The sequence below is a fragment of the Pseudomonas sp. TH41 genome (genome assembly GCF_016650695.1).
Lineage (GTDB): Bacteria > Pseudomonadota > Gammaproteobacteria > Pseudomonadales > Pseudomonadaceae > Aquipseudomonas.
This window is the reverse complement of record NZ_JAEKFH010000005.1, coordinates 180180-198843: the sequence shown is the minus strand read 5'-3', so window position 1 is coordinate 198843 and position 18664 is coordinate 180180. Positions and strand designations below refer to the sequence as shown.

General features: G+C 56.8%; 20 protein-coding genes and 1 pseudogene. 13 read left to right on the top strand and 8 right to left on the bottom strand.

Features of this window, described 5'->3' with window-relative positions; translation table 11 throughout:
* Positions 1–107: 107 nt before the first annotated feature.
* Positions 108–1001: a LysR family transcriptional regulator gene (locus JFU37_RS19405; protein ID WP_201117517.1), complete on the bottom strand. Its 894-nt coding sequence runs from the start codon at positions 999–1001 to the stop codon at positions 108–110.
* Positions 1002–1265: 264 nt separating this feature from the next.
* On the opposite strand from JFU37_RS19405, the gene JFU37_RS19400 reads away from it, so the two are divergent.
* The 3 genes from JFU37_RS19400 to JFU37_RS19390 are packed head-to-tail and all read left to right on the top strand — an operon-like array spanning position 1266 to position 3861.
* Positions 1266–2567, top strand: coding sequence for an NAD(P)/FAD-dependent oxidoreductase (locus tag JFU37_RS19400; protein ID WP_201117514.1), 1302 nt, complete (start codon positions 1266–1268; stop codon positions 2565–2567).
* Between the two features lie 53 nt (positions 2568–2620).
* Positions 2621–3709: a polyamine ABC transporter substrate-binding protein gene (locus tag JFU37_RS19395; protein WP_201117512.1), complete on the top strand. Its 1089-nt coding sequence runs from the start codon at positions 2621–2623 to the stop codon at positions 3707–3709.
* A complete protein-coding gene (locus JFU37_RS19390) occupies positions 3682–3861 on the top strand; it encodes a hypothetical protein (protein ID WP_201117510.1) in 180 nt (59 codons plus the stop codon). The genes JFU37_RS19395 and JFU37_RS19390 overlap by 28 nt, the downstream gene beginning before the upstream one ends.
* A 126-nt stretch (positions 3862–3987) precedes the next feature.
* Here JFU37_RS19390 and JFU37_RS19385 read toward each other — a convergent pair whose 3' ends face one another.
* Complete coding sequence (locus tag JFU37_RS19385; protein WP_201119482.1) at positions 3988–4239, bottom strand: hypothetical protein; 252 nt, start codon at positions 4237–4239, stop codon at positions 3988–3990.
* Positions 4240–4450: 211 nt separating this feature from the next.
* Between JFU37_RS19385 and JFU37_RS19380 the strand changes: the two genes are divergently transcribed.
* Positions 4451–4792 carry a hypothetical protein gene (locus JFU37_RS19380; protein WP_201119481.1) on the top strand — a complete coding sequence of 114 codons (342 nt, stop codon included), beginning with the start codon at positions 4451–4453 and terminating at the stop codon, positions 4790–4792.
* 237 nt (positions 4793–5029) lie between these two features.
* The gene (locus JFU37_RS19375) at positions 5030–5245 is read left to right on the top strand and encodes a TOBE domain-containing protein (RefSeq protein ID WP_038983759.1); all 216 of its coding nucleotides are present in this window, start codon (positions 5030–5032) and stop codon (positions 5243–5245) included.
* A 138-nt stretch (positions 5246–5383) separates the two neighbouring features.
* Here JFU37_RS19375 and JFU37_RS19370 read toward each other — a convergent pair whose 3' ends face one another.
* Positions 5384–6256, bottom strand: coding sequence for a WYL domain-containing protein (locus JFU37_RS19370; RefSeq protein ID WP_201117508.1), 873 nt, complete (start codon positions 6254–6256; stop codon positions 5384–5386).
* A gap of 118 nt (positions 6257–6374) precedes the next feature.
* Here JFU37_RS19370 and JFU37_RS19365 point away from each other — a divergent pair, with 118 nt between their 5' ends.
* Positions 6375–6629: a hypothetical protein gene (locus JFU37_RS19365; RefSeq protein ID WP_201119480.1), complete on the top strand. Its 255-nt coding sequence runs from the start codon at positions 6375–6377 to the stop codon at positions 6627–6629.
* Between the two features lie 95 nt (positions 6630–6724).
* The gene (locus JFU37_RS19360) at positions 6725–8206 is read left to right on the top strand and encodes a hypothetical protein (protein WP_201117498.1); all 1482 of its coding nucleotides are present in this window, start codon (positions 6725–6727) and stop codon (positions 8204–8206) included.
* 239 nt (positions 8207–8445) lie between these two features.
* Here the strand turns inward: JFU37_RS19360 and JFU37_RS19355 are convergent, their stop codons facing one another.
* From JFU37_RS19355 to JFU37_RS19345, 3 genes are all read right to left on the bottom strand, one after another.
* A complete protein-coding gene (locus JFU37_RS19355) occupies positions 8446–8907 on the bottom strand; it encodes a MarR family winged helix-turn-helix transcriptional regulator (RefSeq protein ID WP_201117496.1) in 462 nt (153 codons plus the stop codon).
* Positions 8908–9041: 134 nt separating this feature from the next.
* Complete coding sequence (locus tag JFU37_RS19350) at positions 9042–9482, bottom strand: Ohr family peroxiredoxin (protein WP_201117494.1); 441 nt, start codon at positions 9480–9482, stop codon at positions 9042–9044.
* 108 nt (positions 9483–9590) lie between these two features.
* Positions 9591–10043, bottom strand: coding sequence for an Ohr family peroxiredoxin (locus tag JFU37_RS19345; RefSeq protein ID WP_201117492.1), 453 nt, complete (start codon positions 10041–10043; stop codon positions 9591–9593).
* Between the two features lie 281 nt (positions 10044–10324).
* Between JFU37_RS19345 and JFU37_RS31320 the strand changes: the two are divergent.
* Together JFU37_RS31320 and JFU37_RS31315 are read left to right on the top strand one after the other, a co-directional pair.
* A pseudogene (locus JFU37_RS31320) lies at positions 10325–11080 on the top strand (MCP four helix bundle domain-containing protein); the annotation flags it as partial.
* Positions 11075–11938 (top strand): methyl-accepting chemotaxis protein, encoded by an 864-nt coding sequence (locus JFU37_RS31315; protein ID WP_446739602.1) that lies wholly within the window; start codon positions 11075–11077, stop codon positions 11936–11938. The pseudogene JFU37_RS31320 and the gene JFU37_RS31315, both read left to right, overlap by 6 nt.
* A 105-nt stretch (positions 11939–12043) precedes the next feature.
* Here the strand turns inward: JFU37_RS31315 and ilvD are convergent, their stop codons facing one another.
* Complete coding sequence (gene ilvD / locus JFU37_RS19335; protein ID WP_201117490.1) at positions 12044–13726, bottom strand: dihydroxy-acid dehydratase; 1683 nt, start codon at positions 13724–13726, stop codon at positions 12044–12046.
* A gap of 379 nt (positions 13727–14105) precedes the next feature.
* On the opposite strand from ilvD, the gene mqo reads away from it, so the two are divergent.
* Both mqo and JFU37_RS19325 read left to right on the top strand, forming a co-directional pair.
* The gene (gene mqo, locus JFU37_RS19330) at positions 14106–15761 is read left to right on the top strand and encodes a malate dehydrogenase (quinone) (RefSeq protein WP_201117489.1); all 1656 of its coding nucleotides are present in this window, start codon (positions 14106–14108) and stop codon (positions 15759–15761) included.
* 91 nt (positions 15762–15852) lie between these two features.
* Positions 15853–16095 (top strand): HNH endonuclease, encoded by a 243-nt coding sequence (locus JFU37_RS19325; RefSeq protein WP_201117488.1) that lies wholly within the window; start codon positions 15853–15855, stop codon positions 16093–16095.
* A gap of 222 nt (positions 16096–16317) precedes the next feature.
* Here the strand turns inward: JFU37_RS19325 and JFU37_RS19320 are convergent, their stop codons facing one another.
* Positions 16318–17103, bottom strand: coding sequence for a 5'-nucleotidase, lipoprotein e(P4) family (locus JFU37_RS19320; RefSeq protein ID WP_207201694.1), 786 nt, complete (start codon positions 17101–17103; stop codon positions 16318–16320).
* 430 nt (positions 17104–17533) lie between these two features.
* Here JFU37_RS19320 and JFU37_RS19315 point away from each other — a divergent pair, with 430 nt between their 5' ends.
* Complete coding sequence (locus JFU37_RS19315) at positions 17534–18250, top strand: class I SAM-dependent methyltransferase (RefSeq protein ID WP_201117478.1); 717 nt, start codon at positions 17534–17536, stop codon at positions 18248–18250.
* A gap of 217 nt (positions 18251–18467) precedes the next feature.
* Complete coding sequence (locus JFU37_RS19310) at positions 18468–18629, top strand: DUF2986 domain-containing protein (protein ID WP_081729292.1); 162 nt, start codon at positions 18468–18470, stop codon at positions 18627–18629.
* The last annotated feature ends 35 nt before the right edge of the window (positions 18630–18664 follow it).

The window sequence follows — 18664 nt, the reverse complement described above, 5'->3', positions numbered from 1 at the left end:
CTTCGGCAGCTCCTACAGAGCGAACGCATTCCCCTGTAGGAGCTGCCGAAGGCTGCGATCTTTTGATCTTGATGTCGCTTCAACGCTGTAATGCACGGCTCATCACGTCAACGGCCTCCATCCGCCTGCTGCGCAAACCATCGCAAAATCAACGCGCACGCCGGATGAGAGGCTGCAGACGGCTGCGGGCACAATGAGTAGATCCCGCGGGTCTTCAGGGGCTGGCCGAACGGGACGATGAGGACGCCGCGGTCGATGGATTCCTGGGCCAGGGTCATGTCGGTCACGGCCACGCCCAGGCCTCGCGCGGCGGCATCCAGTGCCAGTTCGTCGAGGTTGAACGGGATGTGCCGGTAGTCGTCCAGGGATCTACCGCCATTGGCAGCGAGCCATTCAATCCAGGCTTGCTTGTCTGCCGAACGATGAAGCAGCGGGAAACTGACAAGATCTTCCACCGACGCCAGCGGCCGGGCTGCGCTGGCGAGGCCGGGTGCGCACACCGGCACCAGCGCTTCCTCGAACAAGGTCAGGCTTTGAGGATCGCTGGACGGCTCCGGCAGATAGAGGATGTAGGCGTCGCTGTCACTGGCCGGCTCGACGATCTCCGTCGCCACGGTCTCGATCGCCAGGGAGATGTCCGGGTGACACCGGTAGAAGTCGTTGAGTTTGGGCAGCAACCAGCGAACCGCCAGTGACACATGCATGCGGATGCGAAAGGGGCGTTTCTGTCCAGAGAGCCGATCTTCGAGCGTTATTAATTGCCCGAGGATGTTCCGCGCGCTGGCAAGCACCTGTTCGCCTTCCGGGGTCAGTCGAATACTGCGGCTGCTCCTTATGAACATCGGTACGCCGAAGTGATGCTCCAACTGCTGGATTTGCCGACTCACAGCGCTTTGGGTCAGGCAGAGCTTTTGCGCCGCTTGCGTGAAGCTGCCCGAATCAGCGACTTCCACCAGTGCCTGCAAGGCCTGGAGAGAAGGGACGTGGCGAAGTTTATCCATGCGTTTTCAGAATATCTCGATGATTTTATAACGTTGGTTGTAGGGCCAAAGAACTAATAGATTCTAGCTCTAGCGACCGTCATCTCAAACTACTCATGCAATTGCTGCATGGGGTTCTGACCTGTAGGAGCTGCCGCCGGCTGCGATCTTTTGATCTTGATTTCAAAAAACAAAGTCAAAAGATCGCAGCCTTCGGCAGCTCCTACAGGGGTACAGGGGTGAAATTGAGGCGGCGGGCAGAACAAAAGTTGAATGAGGTGATGCATGGAAAATGTATGTGGCTGGATTGCTCAAGCCCGGAATTCGCCGGTTCGTGATCGCCTGAGCGGCAAGCAAAAAGCCGATTGGCTGGTCATCGGTGCCGGTATCACCGGTCTTAGCGCCGCGCATACGCTTGCTGAAATGCACCCTCAGGCCCGTATCGTGGTCGTCGACAGACAGCGAGCTGCGCAGGGCGCTTCGGCGCGCAATTCGGGCTTTGTGGTGGGCCACGAGCATCCGACCACTGATGAGCTTTTAGGGCATCAGGGGTTTGCTGGTTATGAAGTGGATACCTCGATTTCACACGCTGCCACCGCGCAGGTGCGTCAGCGCATTGCGCGTCATGGTATCGAGTGCGACTTTCGGGATTCCGGCTATTTCTTCGCCGTCAGCGACCCCGCCAAGCTGACCCATGTCGAGGAAAAACTGACGACGCTAAAAGCCGTCGGTGCCACCGCGCAATTCCTGCAAGGTGAACAACTGATCCAAAAGCTCGGAACCCGGCATTACAAGGCTGCGATCTGGTGCGGCAACGGCAACGCGCTGCTTCAGCCGGCGAAGTACGTGAAGGGCTTGCTGGATGCGCTGCCGGAGAATGTGATCCTCTACGAAAACACTGATATCACTGGGCTGGAGCGTGTGGGCAAGGGGCATATTCGCGCCAATGGTGTCGATGGCAGCATCGAGGCGAATCAGGTCCTGGTGTGCCTGAACGCCTTCATTCCGCGTGCGGGAATCGATAACAGCGGCACTTTCGCGATGGAGCTCAGCGCCAGCCTGACGCGGCCGCTCAGCAACAAAGAATTCCAGGCCATTGGCAGTGTGGAGCCTTGGGGCGTGCTGTCCACCCGGCCACTCGGCGCGACGGTGCGACTCACTCCAGATCGCCGCGTGATGATCCGCAATACCGCGGAATACCGTTCGCGTGATTTGTCCAACAGTGACCTCTTGCAGCGTCGCAAACACCATGTGCTGGGCCTGCAACGGCGTTTTCCGTTCTTGAGCGAGCAGGATATTCAATACACCTGGACCGGGCATTTGAGCGCCTCACGCACCGGCCAACCGTTTTTTGCCAAGGTCGAAGAGGGCGTGTTCGCGGTGGCCGGCTGCAATGGTTCGGGCGTTGCGCGCGGGACGCTTTGGGGACGGCTGCTGGCTGAAATGGCCTCGGGTGCCAGTTCACCCGTGTTGCAGTCGGTCATGCAAAGAGCACAGCCCGGCTGGCTCCCGCCCAAACCATTCCTCGACATCGGTGCCATGCTTCGAATGCGCGTGGAGGCGGTCAGGGCCAGAACAGAAATCTAGAAAACCCGGTCATCCAACAAGAACAAAAGCTCATCAAACACAGGTGATTGAACATGCGCATCAACAAATTTCCGCTGATGGTAGTGCTGGCGACATTGTCGGCAACCACGTACGCCGACGAAGTCGTCAACATATCCAACTGGAACGGCTACATCGCCGACGATACCTTGACCAATTTCACCAAGGAAACGGGAATCAAGGCGACTTACGACATCCACGACAGCAACGAAGTCCTGGAGTCAAAACTGATGACGGGCAATACCGGTTATGACGTGGTCAGTCCGTCGAACCATTTTCTGTCCCGATTGATCAAGGCTGGAGCGATTCAGAAGCTGGATAAAAGTCAGCTGCCCAACTGGAAAAACCTTGACCCGGTGTTGATGAAAAAGCTGGAGGTCAATGACCCAGGCAACCAGTACGGCTACCCGTACATGTGGGGCACTGCCGGGATTGGCTACAACGTCGAAAAAATCAAAGCGATTTTCGGCAACACCGATGTCACCCATTCCTGGAGCCTGTTTTTTGATGAGAACAACATCAAGAAGCTGAGCGAGTGTGGCGTGGCGATTATCGACAACCCGACGCAAATCCTGCCGATCACCCTCAATTACCTGGGGCTGCCGCCGCACAGTCACGAACCGGACGATTACAAGAAAGCCGAGCAGGCGTTGTTGAAGATCAGGCCTTACATCCAGTATTTCCACGCGTCCAAGTACATCAGCGATCTGGCGAACGGCAATGTCTGCGCGGTGATAGGTTTCAACGGCGACGTGGTACAAGCGGCCACCAGTGCCAAGGAAGCCAAGAATGGGATCAACATCGCTTACTCGATTCCTGACGAGGGCTCAACGCTGTGGCTCGACATGGTGGTTATGCCCAAAAGCGCGCCACACGAGAAGAATGCTTACACGTACATGAACTACCTGTTGGACCCTAAAGTCATTGCCAACATCAGCAACAGCATCCATTACGCCAACCCTAACAGCGCGGCCGATGAATTAGTCAATCCAGCCGTCAAGCAGGACCTGGCGATTTACCCGCCGAAGAGCGTGATGGACAAGTTGTTCACCGTTGAGGATCTCCCTGCAGCCATTGCGCGGTTGAGCACTCGTCTGTGGACCAAGCTGAAAACCAATACGTAGTGCTGTCCAGTCCGTTGAGGGTTAACGGACTGGACGTCACCACCTCCCACGCCACACGCGCCGAAACCGGTGACACCGGTTTCGGTCAGCGCCAGCAGTTAAGCAGCAACGCAATCCGTAGCAGCTGGCGAAGCCTGCGTTCGGCTGCGTAGCAGTCGTGAAATCAGGCAACGCGGTCTGTCAGGAACACCTCACGCTTAGGTTTCACGACTGCTACGCAGCCGAACGCAGGCTTCGCCAGTTGCTACAAGGTGTGTGTAGCACCTGAAAGCGCGAGGCTAGGGCAACAGCCACGACTCCACCACTCGCCGATCCAGCTCTTCCCAATCCGCCATGCCCAACACCCGCGTGGTGTTCAATCCCCGCAAATAACCTCGCAGCTGATGGGCGACAGCGCGTACCGGTTCGGCGTCGGCGTCGGCGTCGGCAGCGTCCTCGTGCAGCGCGGTTTCGTAGTCGACCAGGTACTCGGCAACCCGATCGCGAAATTCCGGCAGGACGGCGTCGCGGATCAGATCAAAGGTTCGCAGTTTCTGGTGGGCGTTCACGGGTGATCCTCAAGAGTCTCTTCAGCGCTGAGTGAGCGTGAATCTGTCGTTACGTCGCACAACTATCGGTTCAGATAATAGTGATCATCAAGAAACGCAAGTTCTGTTTTTCGCAGAAAAGCGGAAAATCCGCGCATTGACGCCGAACCTCGTTGCTCAGCGAGTCAGAAAATTTTGTTTCAGGACTGCATTCATGCGCCTTTTATTTGTCCCTGTCATGGCCTTCGCCCCCTTACTGCTGGCCGGTTGCGCCTCCGCCCCGAATGACCCGACGCTGGTGCTGCAGACGAAAAAAACACCGGCCGAGTACGCAGACTGTGTGGTGCCGAAGTTGCAAAGCCGTGCAATGAACCCGACCGTGTCGCAAACCCAGCGAAGTTACCGGATTGTAGTGCCCAGCAAAGTTGCAGCGGACAATGTGCTGGAAGCCTACAAGGCCCCGAACGGGGGCAAAGTTTTTTTATACGAGCGGCAACTGCTGGCCTCGAGTTTCATGCCGTCCAGTTTCGAACGGACGGCGCAGGACTGCCTATAAGCGGTTAGTCGCCTGTAACGGTTTCACGCGTTCCTTTGGTTGGCCGCAACCAACCCATTTTTTGCCCTGCGCCCCATTCGGTCGCGGGGCTTTTTTTCGACATTAATTTTGGGGTTTATATTCTATTAAGGAATAAACAAATCATTATTTATTCCTTTTAATGTTGCCTGAGGAGGCGCACTTTGAATGCCTGCACATCAGTGCGGTTTTGCCCAACATCAGACAGGAAGCCTCATCATGACCATCAAAGCGATCAACGTGCGGAACCAGTTCAAGGGCGTCATCAAGGAAATAGTGGAAGGCGAGGTGGTTTCCGAAATCGATGTGCAAACCGCTTCCGGAATCGTCACCTCGGTGATTACCACTCGTTCAGTGCGCGATCTTGAATTGAAGGTGGGCAGTGAAGTCATTGCCTTCGTCAAATCCACCGAAGTATCGATCGCCAAGCTCTGATTGTCTCAGGCACACCCCATTCACCGGTCTTGCGACTGCTTCGCAGCCGAGCGGGAGCAAGCTCCCTCGCCACGAGGGAGCATCGCGTCAGGTCTCGAACAGCAGTGTCCGGCGTTTTACCCATGGCGATTCATGGGGTCACTCATAAAGCCAAGGTTTTAGTTCATCCAGATTTTTGACCACGATCTGCTGTGCGGCGGGCTTGGGGTCGAGCTTCTTCGGATCGATCTGAAAGCGTTGCAACACGTACTTGACCAACGCCCTGCGTGTTGGAATGACCAGCACACCATCCTCCATCCCGAAGTCGGCTTCGATGATCGCCTTCTGCTCCGGCTTGAGGCGTGAGTCTGGCTCGATGATCACGGCCACTTCGGTGTTCCAGTCCTCGTCGTCGCCGATGAGGTTCTCGGTCTTGCGCTCGAACTCCGGTTGGCCGCGCAAACGACTCAATACAAAATCCCGGTACTCACGATTCTTCTCGCAGTACGCCCGCACATGCCAGCGCATACCGGTGTAAATCAGCGTGTGCGGCGCGATCAGGCGAATTTCCGGAATCGGGTTGGCGAGCGAAACGTACTCGACTTCGATCACTTCGCTGTCGCGGCAAGCCTTGAGCAGCGGGCGCAACACTTCGGGCCGAATCGTCCGGTCCGGCACTTCCAGGACCATGGTGTGTGCGTAGGCCAGCGCCAGGCCCTCCACATGCGGTGCGCGAGAATGGGTCTGGTTCAACAGATGCAGATAGGCGTTGGCGCTGTCGTCGATGAACCGCGGCTTGAATTGCTTGCTCGGTACATAGCCCTTGAGATGCTTGTCATATGTAAGATTTTTAGGCGCATGGTCCGTGATGTAGGTGTTGATGTCCTTCGACGCCTGCTGACGACTGATCCCGAAGCTCTGGATCAAGTGCCCCGTGGTCAGGCGGCCTTCCCACCATGCAACGGTTTCGATCAATCGATAGCGAAGGGCCAGGTCCCAGCGGACTTGCTTGATGTCTTGCATGCGTTTCATGGCCGCTCCATCTGTTCGAATTGTTTACCTGTATAAGTCTACATTCTAGACCTGTCGCTTATCACTACATATCGTGTTCCTGTCTTCGAAGTCGTTCGAACTCATGAATAAAAAGGATATGGATATGTTGGACATGGTTTCGATAGGTGCGCTGGTATTGCTCGGGCTGATCCTGTTGATGTTGTTGTTCCAGTCCCTGAAATTGCATGGCGTTTGGCAGATGATACGGGTCTGTCGCACTGCTACTCGCTGGGCGCGGATCTGGGAAATGGAAAACAAGGAGCTTCGTTCTGCGCTTAGAGCGGAACGAGCGCACGTCGAGCAGCTGAAAAGAAAGCTGGTGCTGCTGCAAGCATTGATGCCGGCGGTATAAGGGTACAGACATGCCTGTATGGACAGACAATGTGGACAGGACTGGCTCTTCTGCATAGGGTGTGGCCATTCGATATTACCTGAAAGGCAGCCTGTATGAAGCGCGAAGAGTTCTTGGCACAACCGGAAGTAGAGGCTTTTGTTGCGTGGCTGGTGACGAATCTGCCGACGCTGAGCTTCAAACTGAACTTCAAATCCAGCCAGTATGTGCCCGGTGGTTTGAAGGCTCACGTCCAGGGTTTCGAGCATGTCCTTGCGCTCTATCGTTGGAAGGCAAGCTGGCAAGACAGCAACGACAGTCCGGTGGATTCGCACACCTGGGCTGAAACCCGGCGCTCCCTCGGGCAACTTCGCGAGTGGCTGACGAGTGCGGTTAAAGCGGGTGATGAGCAACAGGTGCTTCAGGCCTGTTTGCAGATCCTTCGTTGGGGGGGCGTACGGGGGGCCATTCCGTTTTTGCACCGGTTGGCCGCAAAGGGCGAGTTGTCGGGCTACCTGCAAAAGATGGGCGGGCTCATGTCGCTCGATGGCGAAAACGATTTGAGCGATCTCGATGCCAGTAGCGTTGAACGTTTTGACGCGGGGCTGACCAAAATCCACGCCTTGTTTGATGGCTCGGGTTCACCGATCTACGACAGCCGTGTCGGCGCTGCGACTGGCATGCTGTATTCGTTGTATTGCCAGCAACGGACGGAGCGTCGCAAGCCCCTGCTGGCATTCCCGTCCGGAGCCGCTCGTGGTAGCCAGATCCGCAACCCCGGAGCGTTTCTGGAGGGTCTGGCGGCGCCGCAATTTTCGGCGATCGAGTACGCCGAATGGGCACGTTGGCAGGTACGCCTCGGCTGGATTGTCCGGGCGGTGCTCAAACGCACCGACTGGTTTGCGGGTGAAGGGGAAATGCCAGCGCGCTGTCACGCCTTCGAGGCCAGTTTGTTCATGCTCGGTTATGACCTGCGATGCTTTGGTGTGGCGCTGGCGCCTGATCCGAAAAAAGCGGCCCCTGACATTGAAGAGCAACCGCAGGAAAGTAGCGGCCAGGGCTGGGTCCCGACAGGGCATCCCTTCAGCCAGGTTCTCGCGGATTACCTGGCCTTCCGCCACAGTGGTGCAGCCGATAACAAAGCGACGTTCATTGCCTGGCTTATGGCCAATTCGCGCAATGAAAAATCGCTCAAGCTGGCTACCGCGCGGGGTTACTGCTTCCCGTTTTCCATTCAGGAGTTCGACCTGTTCGGTCGGCCGCTCGAAGCGCTTCAGCGAATCGTCACGGGTGGTCAGGAGGGGCTGTGTGCAGCACTGGAAATGGATGAACTGGAGCCGTTTACGCTGAGTGATGAACGCGAAAACGTGTGTCTGGTGGATGTGTTGATCACGGGCAATGCGTATGAGCTTGCGGCCTCGGAAAAGGAACGCGTCGACTACGTTTTGAGCGCTGGTTATGCCGGGACCGAGAACGCTGCACGGACGCTTATGGCGTTGGGACGTAATGTCGGCAAGCACTTCGGTTTGCTCGATGCCGATCATTTGCCAACGGCCTTGTTCAAGCAGTTTTTCCGAGGGTGTTCGCTCGACGGTTGATTCGACCGCTCATTTAACGCTACGTGAAGCGTTTCACGACGCTTCAATGGACTGGAAACGACCATGCAAAACCGAAACGGAATTCAGTTGTACTCCGCCTCAAGACATTGCGGACCAGTTTCTGATCCGGGAGATCGACAACTACCTGCGCGCCGCTCGGATTTGGCACGAGATGAATGCCTGGCGAAAGTAGGTCATAGTCCCTGAAAGGGGATTACGTCGGTCCGGCCAGTCCGCGTTTACGCCGTGTCTTTCGTCGACCGGATGAGGTTGTTGCGCAGCTTCACAATAGCGTTCTGTATTTGCACAAACTCGCCCGACGTCAGGCCCGTTGCGTCCGACAGGCCCATTTCCGGGCGCTTTTCGCGCAACTGCCGACCTTCCTTCGTCAGGCTGATCCGCACCTGGCGCTCGTCCTCTGGATCACGCTGTCTCAGCAGATAGCCCATCACCTCCAGTTTCTTAAGAATCGGCGTGAGGGTGTTCGATTCAAGAAACAACTTCTCGCCGAGGCTACCGACGGTCACATTGTCTTCCTCCCATAGCGCAACGATGGTGATGTATTGCGTATAGGTGAGCCCAAGCTGTTCGAGTATCGGCTTGTAGGCCTTGCCGAAAGCCAGGTTCGTGGAATACACCGCGAAACACAGAAAGTCGGAAAGCTTCAGGTCAGCGGGGAGGTCGTTATCGGTGGGTTTCATGTGCTACCTCGTTAGCCAAAGACGTATCTAGCAAGGGTGAACTATACGACGTACGCGATCATATCGGAAGTGCTCTAACTGTGGGTTGCGGCCGTTTCGACGAGCAAACTCCGTCGAATCGGCCGCACGCGGCATCATGCCGTGATGGCGTTAATGGCGACGTCGATGTTGCCGCGCGTCGCCTTCGAGTACGGACAGATCTGGTCTGCGGCATGGGCCAACTCCGTCGCAACGTTTTGCGCCAAGCCCGGCACCCGGAGATTCAGCCGCGCCTGGAGGAAGTAGGCGGGACCGGTCTGGCCCAGATCGACCTCGATGTCGACGGACAGATCGGGTGGAAGCGTCACCTTCATATTTTTGGCCGCAAGCTCCACCGCGGCGGTGTAGCAGGCCGACCATGCTCCTGCAAACAGCTGCTCTGCGGTCGGATGCGGCTGAATGGCGGCGAACACGTGTGCCGGTTTCGCGTTTCCTGGCGACGAGAGCTGAATGTCGAGGCCGCGGGAAGAGTTGCCAGCCTCGCTGTACGTCGTATGGGTTTTGCCTGTCATCAGGACTTTTTCGATCTTGCTCATGGAGAAATCCTCGAAATTTTACCGGGTTTAAAGACGCATACGCTTAAAGCGTATGCGGCATATATGGCATATCGACAATGCCAATCGATATCAATGACATGCGGTTCATCAAGCCGTGAGAACGTTCAGGGCCACCTCAATGTTACCTCGCGTTGCCTTCGAGTACGGGCATATCTGGTCGGCGGTATGCGCCAGTGTCGTCGCGATGTCGTGTGGCAGACCCGGGACACGAAGGGTCAACCGAGCCTGGAGGAAGTAGGCCGGACCGGTCTGACCCAGATCGACTTCGATGTCGACGGACATATCCGCCGGCAGCACCACGTTCAGTTCATCGGCCACGAGCCCCACGGCGGCGGTGTAGCAGGCTGACCATGCGCCGGCGAACAGTTGCTCGGCAGCCGGATGCGGCTGGGTACCTGCGAACACGTGAGTTGGCTTCGCGTTTCCGGGCGTCGACAGCGCGATGTCGAGGCGACCGTCATGACCGCGTGAAGTGCTGTCAGCGCTGCTGATGGTGGTGTGGGTTTTGCCGGTGGCCAGTACTTTTTCAATCTTGCTCATGGGGTGAATCCTCAAGGGTGCATTAGGTAGGTGTAGCATCGTATGCGTTTGTATCGTATGCGATTGAAATAATAATCGCGCAGAAGGGAATCGGCGTCAAGGGGATTTGTGACGCCTTCCCGACGAATGGTTGGCGGCTTTAGAAAATGAAAAAAAGCGCAGATGACGACCGCATGTCGCAAGACTGGAAATAGCCTTCAACTCCCCGTAGGCACCGTCGATAACCTGTTCAGAAAAGCCATCCACGGATGGCTACACCCAACTGACAGGGGACCCACAGAGTGTCGATAAAATTACGCTTGCTCTTGCTGATTGGCACCGGCCTGCTCACCGCCCTGATCATGAGCCTGGTCAGTTACGTGGGAAACACCCGGATGGCCGACGCCGTGAACGACAACGAGGTCAGTATGGCCGCGCTGCGCAATCACCTCGAAGCCGACATGATGCACGACGCCCTGCGTGCCGACGTGCTGTCTGCGATGCTGGTCGGACTGGGCAAAAGCACCAGCAGCAAAGCCGAGGTGCGCAGTTCCATTGACGAGCATGCGGGGCGTTTTCGTGAAGTGCTGGGTAACAATCTCAAGCTGCCGGTTAACGACACCATCAAGGCGGGGCTGAACAAGATCAAGCCGAGCCTCGATACCTACATCAGCGCCGCCGAACGCATCGTTGGTCTGGCACTGGAAAATCCCGAGGCCGCGCAAAAGGAACTGGGTACGTTCAATACCGTGTTCAGCCAACTGGAAGACCAGATGGAGGCCCTCAGTGAGCTGATCGAAACCAACACCCAACAGACCCGCGCAGGCACCCAGCAAGTCATCAACAACGCCAACTTCGTTCTTGGCGGCGTGCTCATCGCCAGCCTGTTGTTACTGCTTGCCCAGGGACGCTGGGTGATTCTGAGCATCATGGGCCCGTTGCAGACCGCCAGCCGCATCGCCGACAGCATCGCCCATGGCAACCTCAGCGAACCGATTATCGAGCCCACTCACAAGGACGAAGCCAGCGCGTTGATTCGCAGCCTGGCGACCATGCAACGCGACCTGCGCGGCATGATCGAGGTGGTACGTAGCAACGCCCATGGCGTGAGTGGCATGAGCGAGCAGTTGAGCAATGGCTGCCACGAGGTCGCCGGCAGCAGCCAGCAACAAAGCGCAGCGGCCAGCACCATGGCGGCGGCCGCCAGCGAAATGACCGCGAGCATCGAGGAAATCACCCGGCACGCCGAGCGTGCATTGAACATGGCCAACCAGGCCGAGACACTGGCCAAGGACGGCGGTCGCGTGATTCATCAGGTCGTCAACGACATGGACGGGATTGCGCGTTCGGCGCAGCAGTCGGCACAGGTGATCCGCACGCTGGACAAGGAATCCGAAGGAATTTTCAGCATCATTCAGGTGATCAAGGGTATTGCCGATCAAACCAACCTGCTGGCGCTGAACGCTGCCATCGAGGCGGCTCGTGCCGGTGAGCAGGGGCGTGGATTTGCCGTGGTGGCCGACGAAGTCCGCAGCCTGGCCGGGCGCACCAGCGCCTCCACCCAGGAAATTGCCAACATGGTCTCACGCATCCAGCAAAGTACCCGCGAGGCAGTCACCAGCATGGAGGCCGGTGTGGCCCAGGTCGATAAAGGCATGGCCGTGACCGCCGAGGTCGAGCGCGCCATCCGCGAAATCCTTGAAGCGACGCTGAACACCACGCAACTGGTCAACGACATCACCCGCACCATTGGCGAGCAGAGCCTGGCCAGTAACGAAATCGCCCATCAGGTGGAAATGATTGCGGGCATGTCCGAAGGCAACAGCAAGGTCATCGGGCAGACGGCTTCGACCACCGATGAATTGTCCACGCTGGCAGGGAAGCTGTCGCAATCGGTGGATCGGTTTCGTCTTTGATACGTCGCTAAAAGATCGCAGCCTGCGGCAGCTCCTACATTGATTGCGTGCGTCCCGGGTGTACACGATCCCTGTAGGAGCTGCCGCAGGCTGCGATCTTTTGCTCTAAAGGTATTTATCCGTAACCGCGCCCTCCGAGGCGCTGGACACAGTCTTCGCATACTTGGCCAACACCCCGCGTTTGTATTTGGATTGCGGCCGCACCCAGCGGGTCTTGCGCTCAGCCAGCACGGCGTCGGAGACATCGACCGTAATCTGCCGGGTTTGCGCGTCGATGGTGATCGTGTCACCGTCTTCGATCAGCGCAATCGGGCCGCCATCAAAGGCTTCAGGCGTGATATGCCCCACCACAAAACCGTGCGAGCCTCCGGAGAAACGGCCGTCGGTAATCAGCGCCACGTCCTTGCCCAGTCCTTTGCCCATGACCGCCGATGTCGGCGAAAGCATTTCGCGCATGCCGGGTCCGCCCTTGGGGCCTTCGTAGCGGATCACGATCACGTCACCGGCTTTGACTTCGCCATTGAGGATGCCGGCCAGCGCGCCTTCCTCGCCGTGGTAGACCCGGGCCGTACCTTCAAAGCGCAGGCCTTCCTTGCCCGTGATCTTGGCCACCGCGCCGGTGGGCGAGAGGTTGCCGCGTAGCACCACCAGGTGCGAGTCCTTTTTGACGGGCTGGTCGAACGGCAGAATCACATCCTGGCCGGCGGGGTAGTCGGGCACGTTTTGCAGATTTTCCGCCAGTGTCTTACCCGTGACCGTCAGCACATCGCCATGCAACATGCCGGCGGCGAGCATGCGCTTCATCAAGGGTTGAATACCGCCGATGGCGACCAGCTCGCTCATCATGTACCGGCCACTGGGGCGCAGGTCGGCAACCACTGGGGAAATCTTGCCCAGCTCGACGAAATCATCCAGCGTCAACTCGACATCCACGGCATGCGCCATCGCCAACAGGTGCAGCACGGCATTGGTGGAGCCGGCGAGGGCGATCACCACCCGGATGGCATTTTCGAAGGCTTTGCGGGTCATGATGTCGCGCGGTTTGAGGTCCAGCTTCAACAGTTCCATGACCTGCTGACCGGCGCGGAAACTGTCCGAGGCCTTGTCGCTGCCGACGGCGTCCTGCGAGCTGGAACCGGGCAAGCTCATGCCCAGCGCCTCAATGGCGGAGGCCATGGTATTGGCGGTGTACATGCCGCCGCAGGAGCCGGGGCCGGGAATCGCCACTTCCTCGATCTGCTTGACCTGAATCTCGTTGATATCGCCCCGCGCGTGTTGGCCCACGGCCTCGAACACGGAAATGATGTCGGTATGGCCGGCGCCTGGCCGAATGGTGCCGCCATACACAAAGATCGAAGGACGATTCAGCCGCGCCATGCCGATCAGGCAGCCCGGCATATTCTTGTCACAGCCGCCCACCGTCACCAGCCCGTCGAAGCCTTCGCACCCGGCCACCACTTCAATCGAGTCGGCGATCACTTCCCGCGACACCAGCGAATACTTCATGCCTTCGGTGCCGTTGGCGATGCCGTCGGAAATGGTGATGGTGTTGAAAATCACGCCTTTGGCGCCAGCGGCGTTCGCGCCTTTTTCGGCTTCAATGGCCAGCTTGTCGATGTGCATGTTGCACGGCGTGACCATCGCCCAGGTCGAGGCGATACCGATCTGCGGCTTCTTGAAGTCTTCATCGGTAAAACCCACGGCGCGCAACATGGCGCGGCCGGGCGCACGCTCCACGCCGTCGACCACTTGAGAGGAATACTTACGCAGATCGTCTTTATCGCTCATGACTGCTCCTCACGGGCTCGCCGAGAAATTCAGGATCAGTATAGTGGCCCCAGCGTCCGTGCCCGGACTAACCAGTCGGTAACAGACGCGCGGGTTGGAGATGTCGTGATATTCTTCGCCCCAACTTGGTTTGACCTATTCAGTTTGCGTGTCCTCGAGACGCGCCAACAGAATCACTGTCGCTCAAGTAGCTGAAGCCAAAAAAGATAAAAAGTCAGTTCAGTAGGGACAACTAAACTGAGGTCGATGGAGACACGTCGGCCTTGTGTGCCCACCCTACAATCCTTATGTGCGAACACCCGCTGCCTGAATGTCGTGAATACGGGGGCTTGTAAATAAGGAGGGAAGGGCGGATGACGTTTTATCAAAGGTGTTACAGATGTTTAAAAAAATGAACACGGCCCTGCTGGGGCTGGCTTTTTTGTCGATGGGGATCACGTCCGTTCACGCGGAAGAGGCAAAGAAGGTTGATGTACTGCTGATCGGCGGCGGCATCATGAGCGCGACCCTCGGGGTCTGGCTCAATGAGCTGCAACCTGACCTGTCGATGGAAATGGTCGAGCGCCTCGACGGCGTCGCCCTGGAAAGCTCCAACGGCTGGAACAACGCCGGCACCGGTCACTCCGCCCTGGCTGAGTTGAACTACACACCGGAAGATGAAAACGGCAAAGTCTCGATCCCGAAAGCCGTTGAAATCAACGAAGCCTTCCAGATCTCCCGTCAATTCTGGGCCTGGCAGGTTCAGCAAGGCGTGCTGAAAAACCCGCGTTCGTTCATCAACTCCACGCCGCACATGAGCTTTGTGTGGGGCGACGACAACATCAAGTTCCTGAAGAAGCGCTACGAAGCGCTGCAAGCCAGCCCGCTGTTCGCCGGCATGCAGTACTCCGAAGACCCGGCAGTGATCAAGAAGTGGGTTCCGCTGATGATGGAAGGACGTGACCCGAACCAGAAAGTCGCGGCCACCTGGACGCCGATCGGCACCGACGTCAACTTCGGCGAGATCACCCGCCAGTTCGTTGCCCACCTGCAAACAACACCGAAGTTCGACTTGAAACTGTCTAGCGAAGTGCAAGACATCACCAAGAACAAAGACCGCACCTGGCGCGTCAGCTACAAAAACCTGAAAGATGGCAGCAAAGCCGAAACCGACGCCAAGTTCGTCTTCATCGGCGCGGGCGGCGGTGCACTGCACCTGCTGCAGAAGTCCGGCATTCCTGAAGCCAAGGAATACGCAGGCTTCCCGGTCGGCGGCTCGTTCCTCGTGACCGAGAACCCGACCATTGCCGAACAACACCTGGCCAAGGCCTACGGCAAAGCCTCCGTTGGCGCACCGCCGATGTCGGTTCCACACCTGGACACCCGTGTTCTGGACGGCAAGCGCGTCATCCTGTTCGGCCCATTCGCGACCTTCAGCACCAAGTTCCTCAAAGAAGGCTCGTACCTGGACCTGCTGACCACCACCACCACGCACAACGTGTGGCCAATGACCAAAGTCGGCATCAAGGAATACCCGCTGGTCGAGTACCTCGCCGGCCAGCTGATGCTGTCTGACGAAGACCGCATGAACGCCCTGAAAGAATACTTCCCGAACGCCAAAGCCGAAGACTGGCGCCTGTGGCAAGCCGGCCAACGCGTGCAAATCATCAAGCGTGATGAAGCCGCCGGCGGCGTGCTGAAATTGGGTACCGAGATTGTCGCTTCTGCCGACGGCACCATCGCCGGTCTGCTGGGCGCATCGCCGGGTGCATCGACCGCTGCGCCGATCATGCTGACCGTGCTGCAGAAAGTGTTCAAGGACAAGGTTGCTTCGCCGGCCTGGCAAGAGAAGCTTCACCAGATCGTGCCGAGCTATGGCACTCAGCTGAACGATAGCCCTGCGAAGGTTGCCGAGGAGTGGGCTTACACCGCCAAGGTGCTGCAACTGACTCCGCCGCCGGTGATTGGCCAGGCGGTGGCTCCGGCTGCTGCGCCGGCTGATGCTGCAAAGGCCAAGGCGCCGAAGGCTAATGCTGCTAGTGATATGGCTTTGTAATCAGGACACCCATCAGATTTTTGATGGGGCGTCTGGATTATCTGATCCATAGTAAAAACCCGCTGGACCGGTGACGGTCAGCGGGTTTTTTGTGGGCGATACGGTTTCTGCCAAGCTCGATCCATTTAACGGCCTGCTATTGGCGCCACACTACGATCGACTGTTTGGCCGAGGCCTGATCTCATTCAAAGACGATGGCTCAATTCTGCTGTCCGGCATAGCCAAGAAGTTGCCTCCAGAGTTTGGCCTGTCGAAATCCATGAAGCTACGCAAGCTCAATCCGAAGCATTTGCCCTACCTTGCTGCGCATAGGGAAATGTTCGACTTCGCATAGCTCTACACCAAGCAATATCAAAGCTGGCGGGAAGTAGGTAGCACGCAACGAGTGGCAGATGTCGCGACACGTTTTACGATGCTGAAAACGTGTCGCGTTCTATCGGGAAATTTGGGCCGAATACGACCAAGAAAAAGCGAGAAAACCCATCTTGGCCTGGCTGATTAAGGGGGCGCCACGATGCTTGCCGCCTCCTCAAACCTGCTGTCAGACCCAGCCCTATTATTGCTTAAGCTGCCAGGCTGTTGAGCTAGCAGCCGCCTTGAACTTAACACGGTTTTCCGGCGTGGCCGGTGGTTCTGAGTCGCCAAAAATCGCTTTGAGCCAGTGGCCATCGGTAGGGTTCGGAAAGATAATAAACTTGCGGCCGAACTGCTCCTTGTCTTCGGTCATAAGGCTATTGCGTTGTTTAACGTCAGCGACGTAATACTTGCGCTTAAAGTCGTTGAGGTTGTCACCAAGCATCACCACCACATCGTAATCCTTGGCGATCTCTGATTGACGCGGCTCCTTGTTGGAGCTTTCACGATAAACCGTCAGGTGTTTCTCGTCGGCAAACGGTAGATTGTTTTTTCGAAGATTCGCTAGGGCGTATTCAAAGGTTTTTTCGCCTTGGTCACGACTGGTGACGTAAAAAACCTCAACACCCTTCGATTGCGCATAGCTCAAGAAATCCACCGCGCCAGGCGTTGCAACCGGGCCATTCTCAGCCACCCATTTATCCCACGCAGTGTCGTCGAAAAACTCTTTATTGGCATTGATCATGTAGCCCCAGTAGCTATTGCTATTCAGAACGGTGTCGTCGACATCGCTGATGATAGCTAAAGGTCGATCACCGGCTTTGTGAGCTTGGAGGGCTCGATCCAGTTGCATTCTTGCTACGTTGAACCCTTGATAATAAAGCGCCTCAAACTCGGCTGCTGTTTGCTTCCAGGCGACGGCGGCCGTTAAAAGATTGGAAGGGGGGCTAGCGACTTCCTCGGCAAAGGTGGGAGCCCCATGAAGCATCAGCAGAGAGAGGAAGGAGGAGACTAGGATTTTGTTTGTTTTTATTTTCACATTCGAGTCCTTAGAACGTGGATTGAGCAACTGCGGCGAATGCTGCCAAGGTGTTCTATATCAGCCAGGGTTTACGCTCAATGCTGGTGTCGCATTTCTAGATTAATCAGGCGTAATTCCTGCCTTTTGCTTGTAACAAAGGCGGAGCGAATTGAGTAACCAACAGTTTCAGGGATACATCTGCGTGACGGCTTTTGGCTGCCCTTTAGGGAAGGCAGCTATCGACCCAGGCTGACTGTCGTTACAAGGCGGAACCAGTCTGAGAGAGGCAACATGGTTTGAGCCCCGCATTCCTTGAAGGAATGCAGTAAATAAAATTAATGAATTTTTATTATTTCTGTGAGTGGCGTAGCTTGATTTGAGGACATGGAGAACCGCCTTGAAATCATCCCCTCTCAACTCAGCTGAAAAATTTGATACCTCACGGGCCAATGAGTACGGCCGACAGAGCCGCATCGCACTAGCAGGATACGATGCCTGCCAAGACTTGGCGGCGTGCATGCTGGCGGCAAGCCTTGGCAATATGGGCTCGGCAAAGATACTTGTGGTGGGCGCTGGCGGTACGGCGCAGGAGATCATTGCTATGGCCACGCTTGAGCCGGGTTGGCGCTTCACTGCCGTTGATCCATCCGGGCCAATGCTGGAGGCAGCGAAGCAGCAGTTAGACGCAAACAAATTGCTCGGAAGAACGGCCATGCATCTTGGGCATGTTGAAGACCTGGCAGCAGACGAGTCATACGACGCAGCCACCTTGATCGGTGTACTCCATCATCTCGATGGGGATGATGCCAAGCAAAAAATATTACGATCCATTTGGGCTCATCTGAAGCCGGGCGCGCCGCTGATTGTCGCGGGGAATCAATATGCGTATGCCAACCAGCCGTTACTCCTCGCTGCCTGGGGGCAAAGGTGGCGGCAGCATGGAGCCAGCCCGGACGAAGTGAAGGTCAAGCTTGGGAAAATCCTTCAAGGTGCAGACCCTCCACATTCCGAGGCAGCGGTTCACAAGCTGCTGAATGATACAGGATTCGGGAACGCTACCCGTTTCTTCAGCAGCCTTTTCTGGGGCGCCTGGTTGACGTGCAAAACGGCATGAATATGGACGCGTAAGGCCGCTTTTAGCCGTTCACTGCCGATCATGGTTACAAAGCGTGCTGGTAAAATCCGATGCAGTCGGTGGTCAGAACGAATGCAAATGACTGGTCAGGTCGAATGCAAACGGGTGGTCAAGTGGAGTGCAATTTCGCGCCACAGGGATCTGGTTTAATATTTAAGCGGATGTCATTCAAGAATTTACAAGCTGAGTGGGAAATATGAATCGTCGTAAAAAAATAAAGCAGCTATTAAAGGCTCACGCCAAAAAGGCGAGTGCCAAATTGGCACCGCCAAGCAAGTCTAAATACATTAGTAAGGCTGACCGATTGAAACTGGCTGCTGAATCCAGTCACGACTCAATCATTTCCTCTGAAAGCTGATCTTCTTATCTTGGCCGAGGGTACCCTGCAGGCTC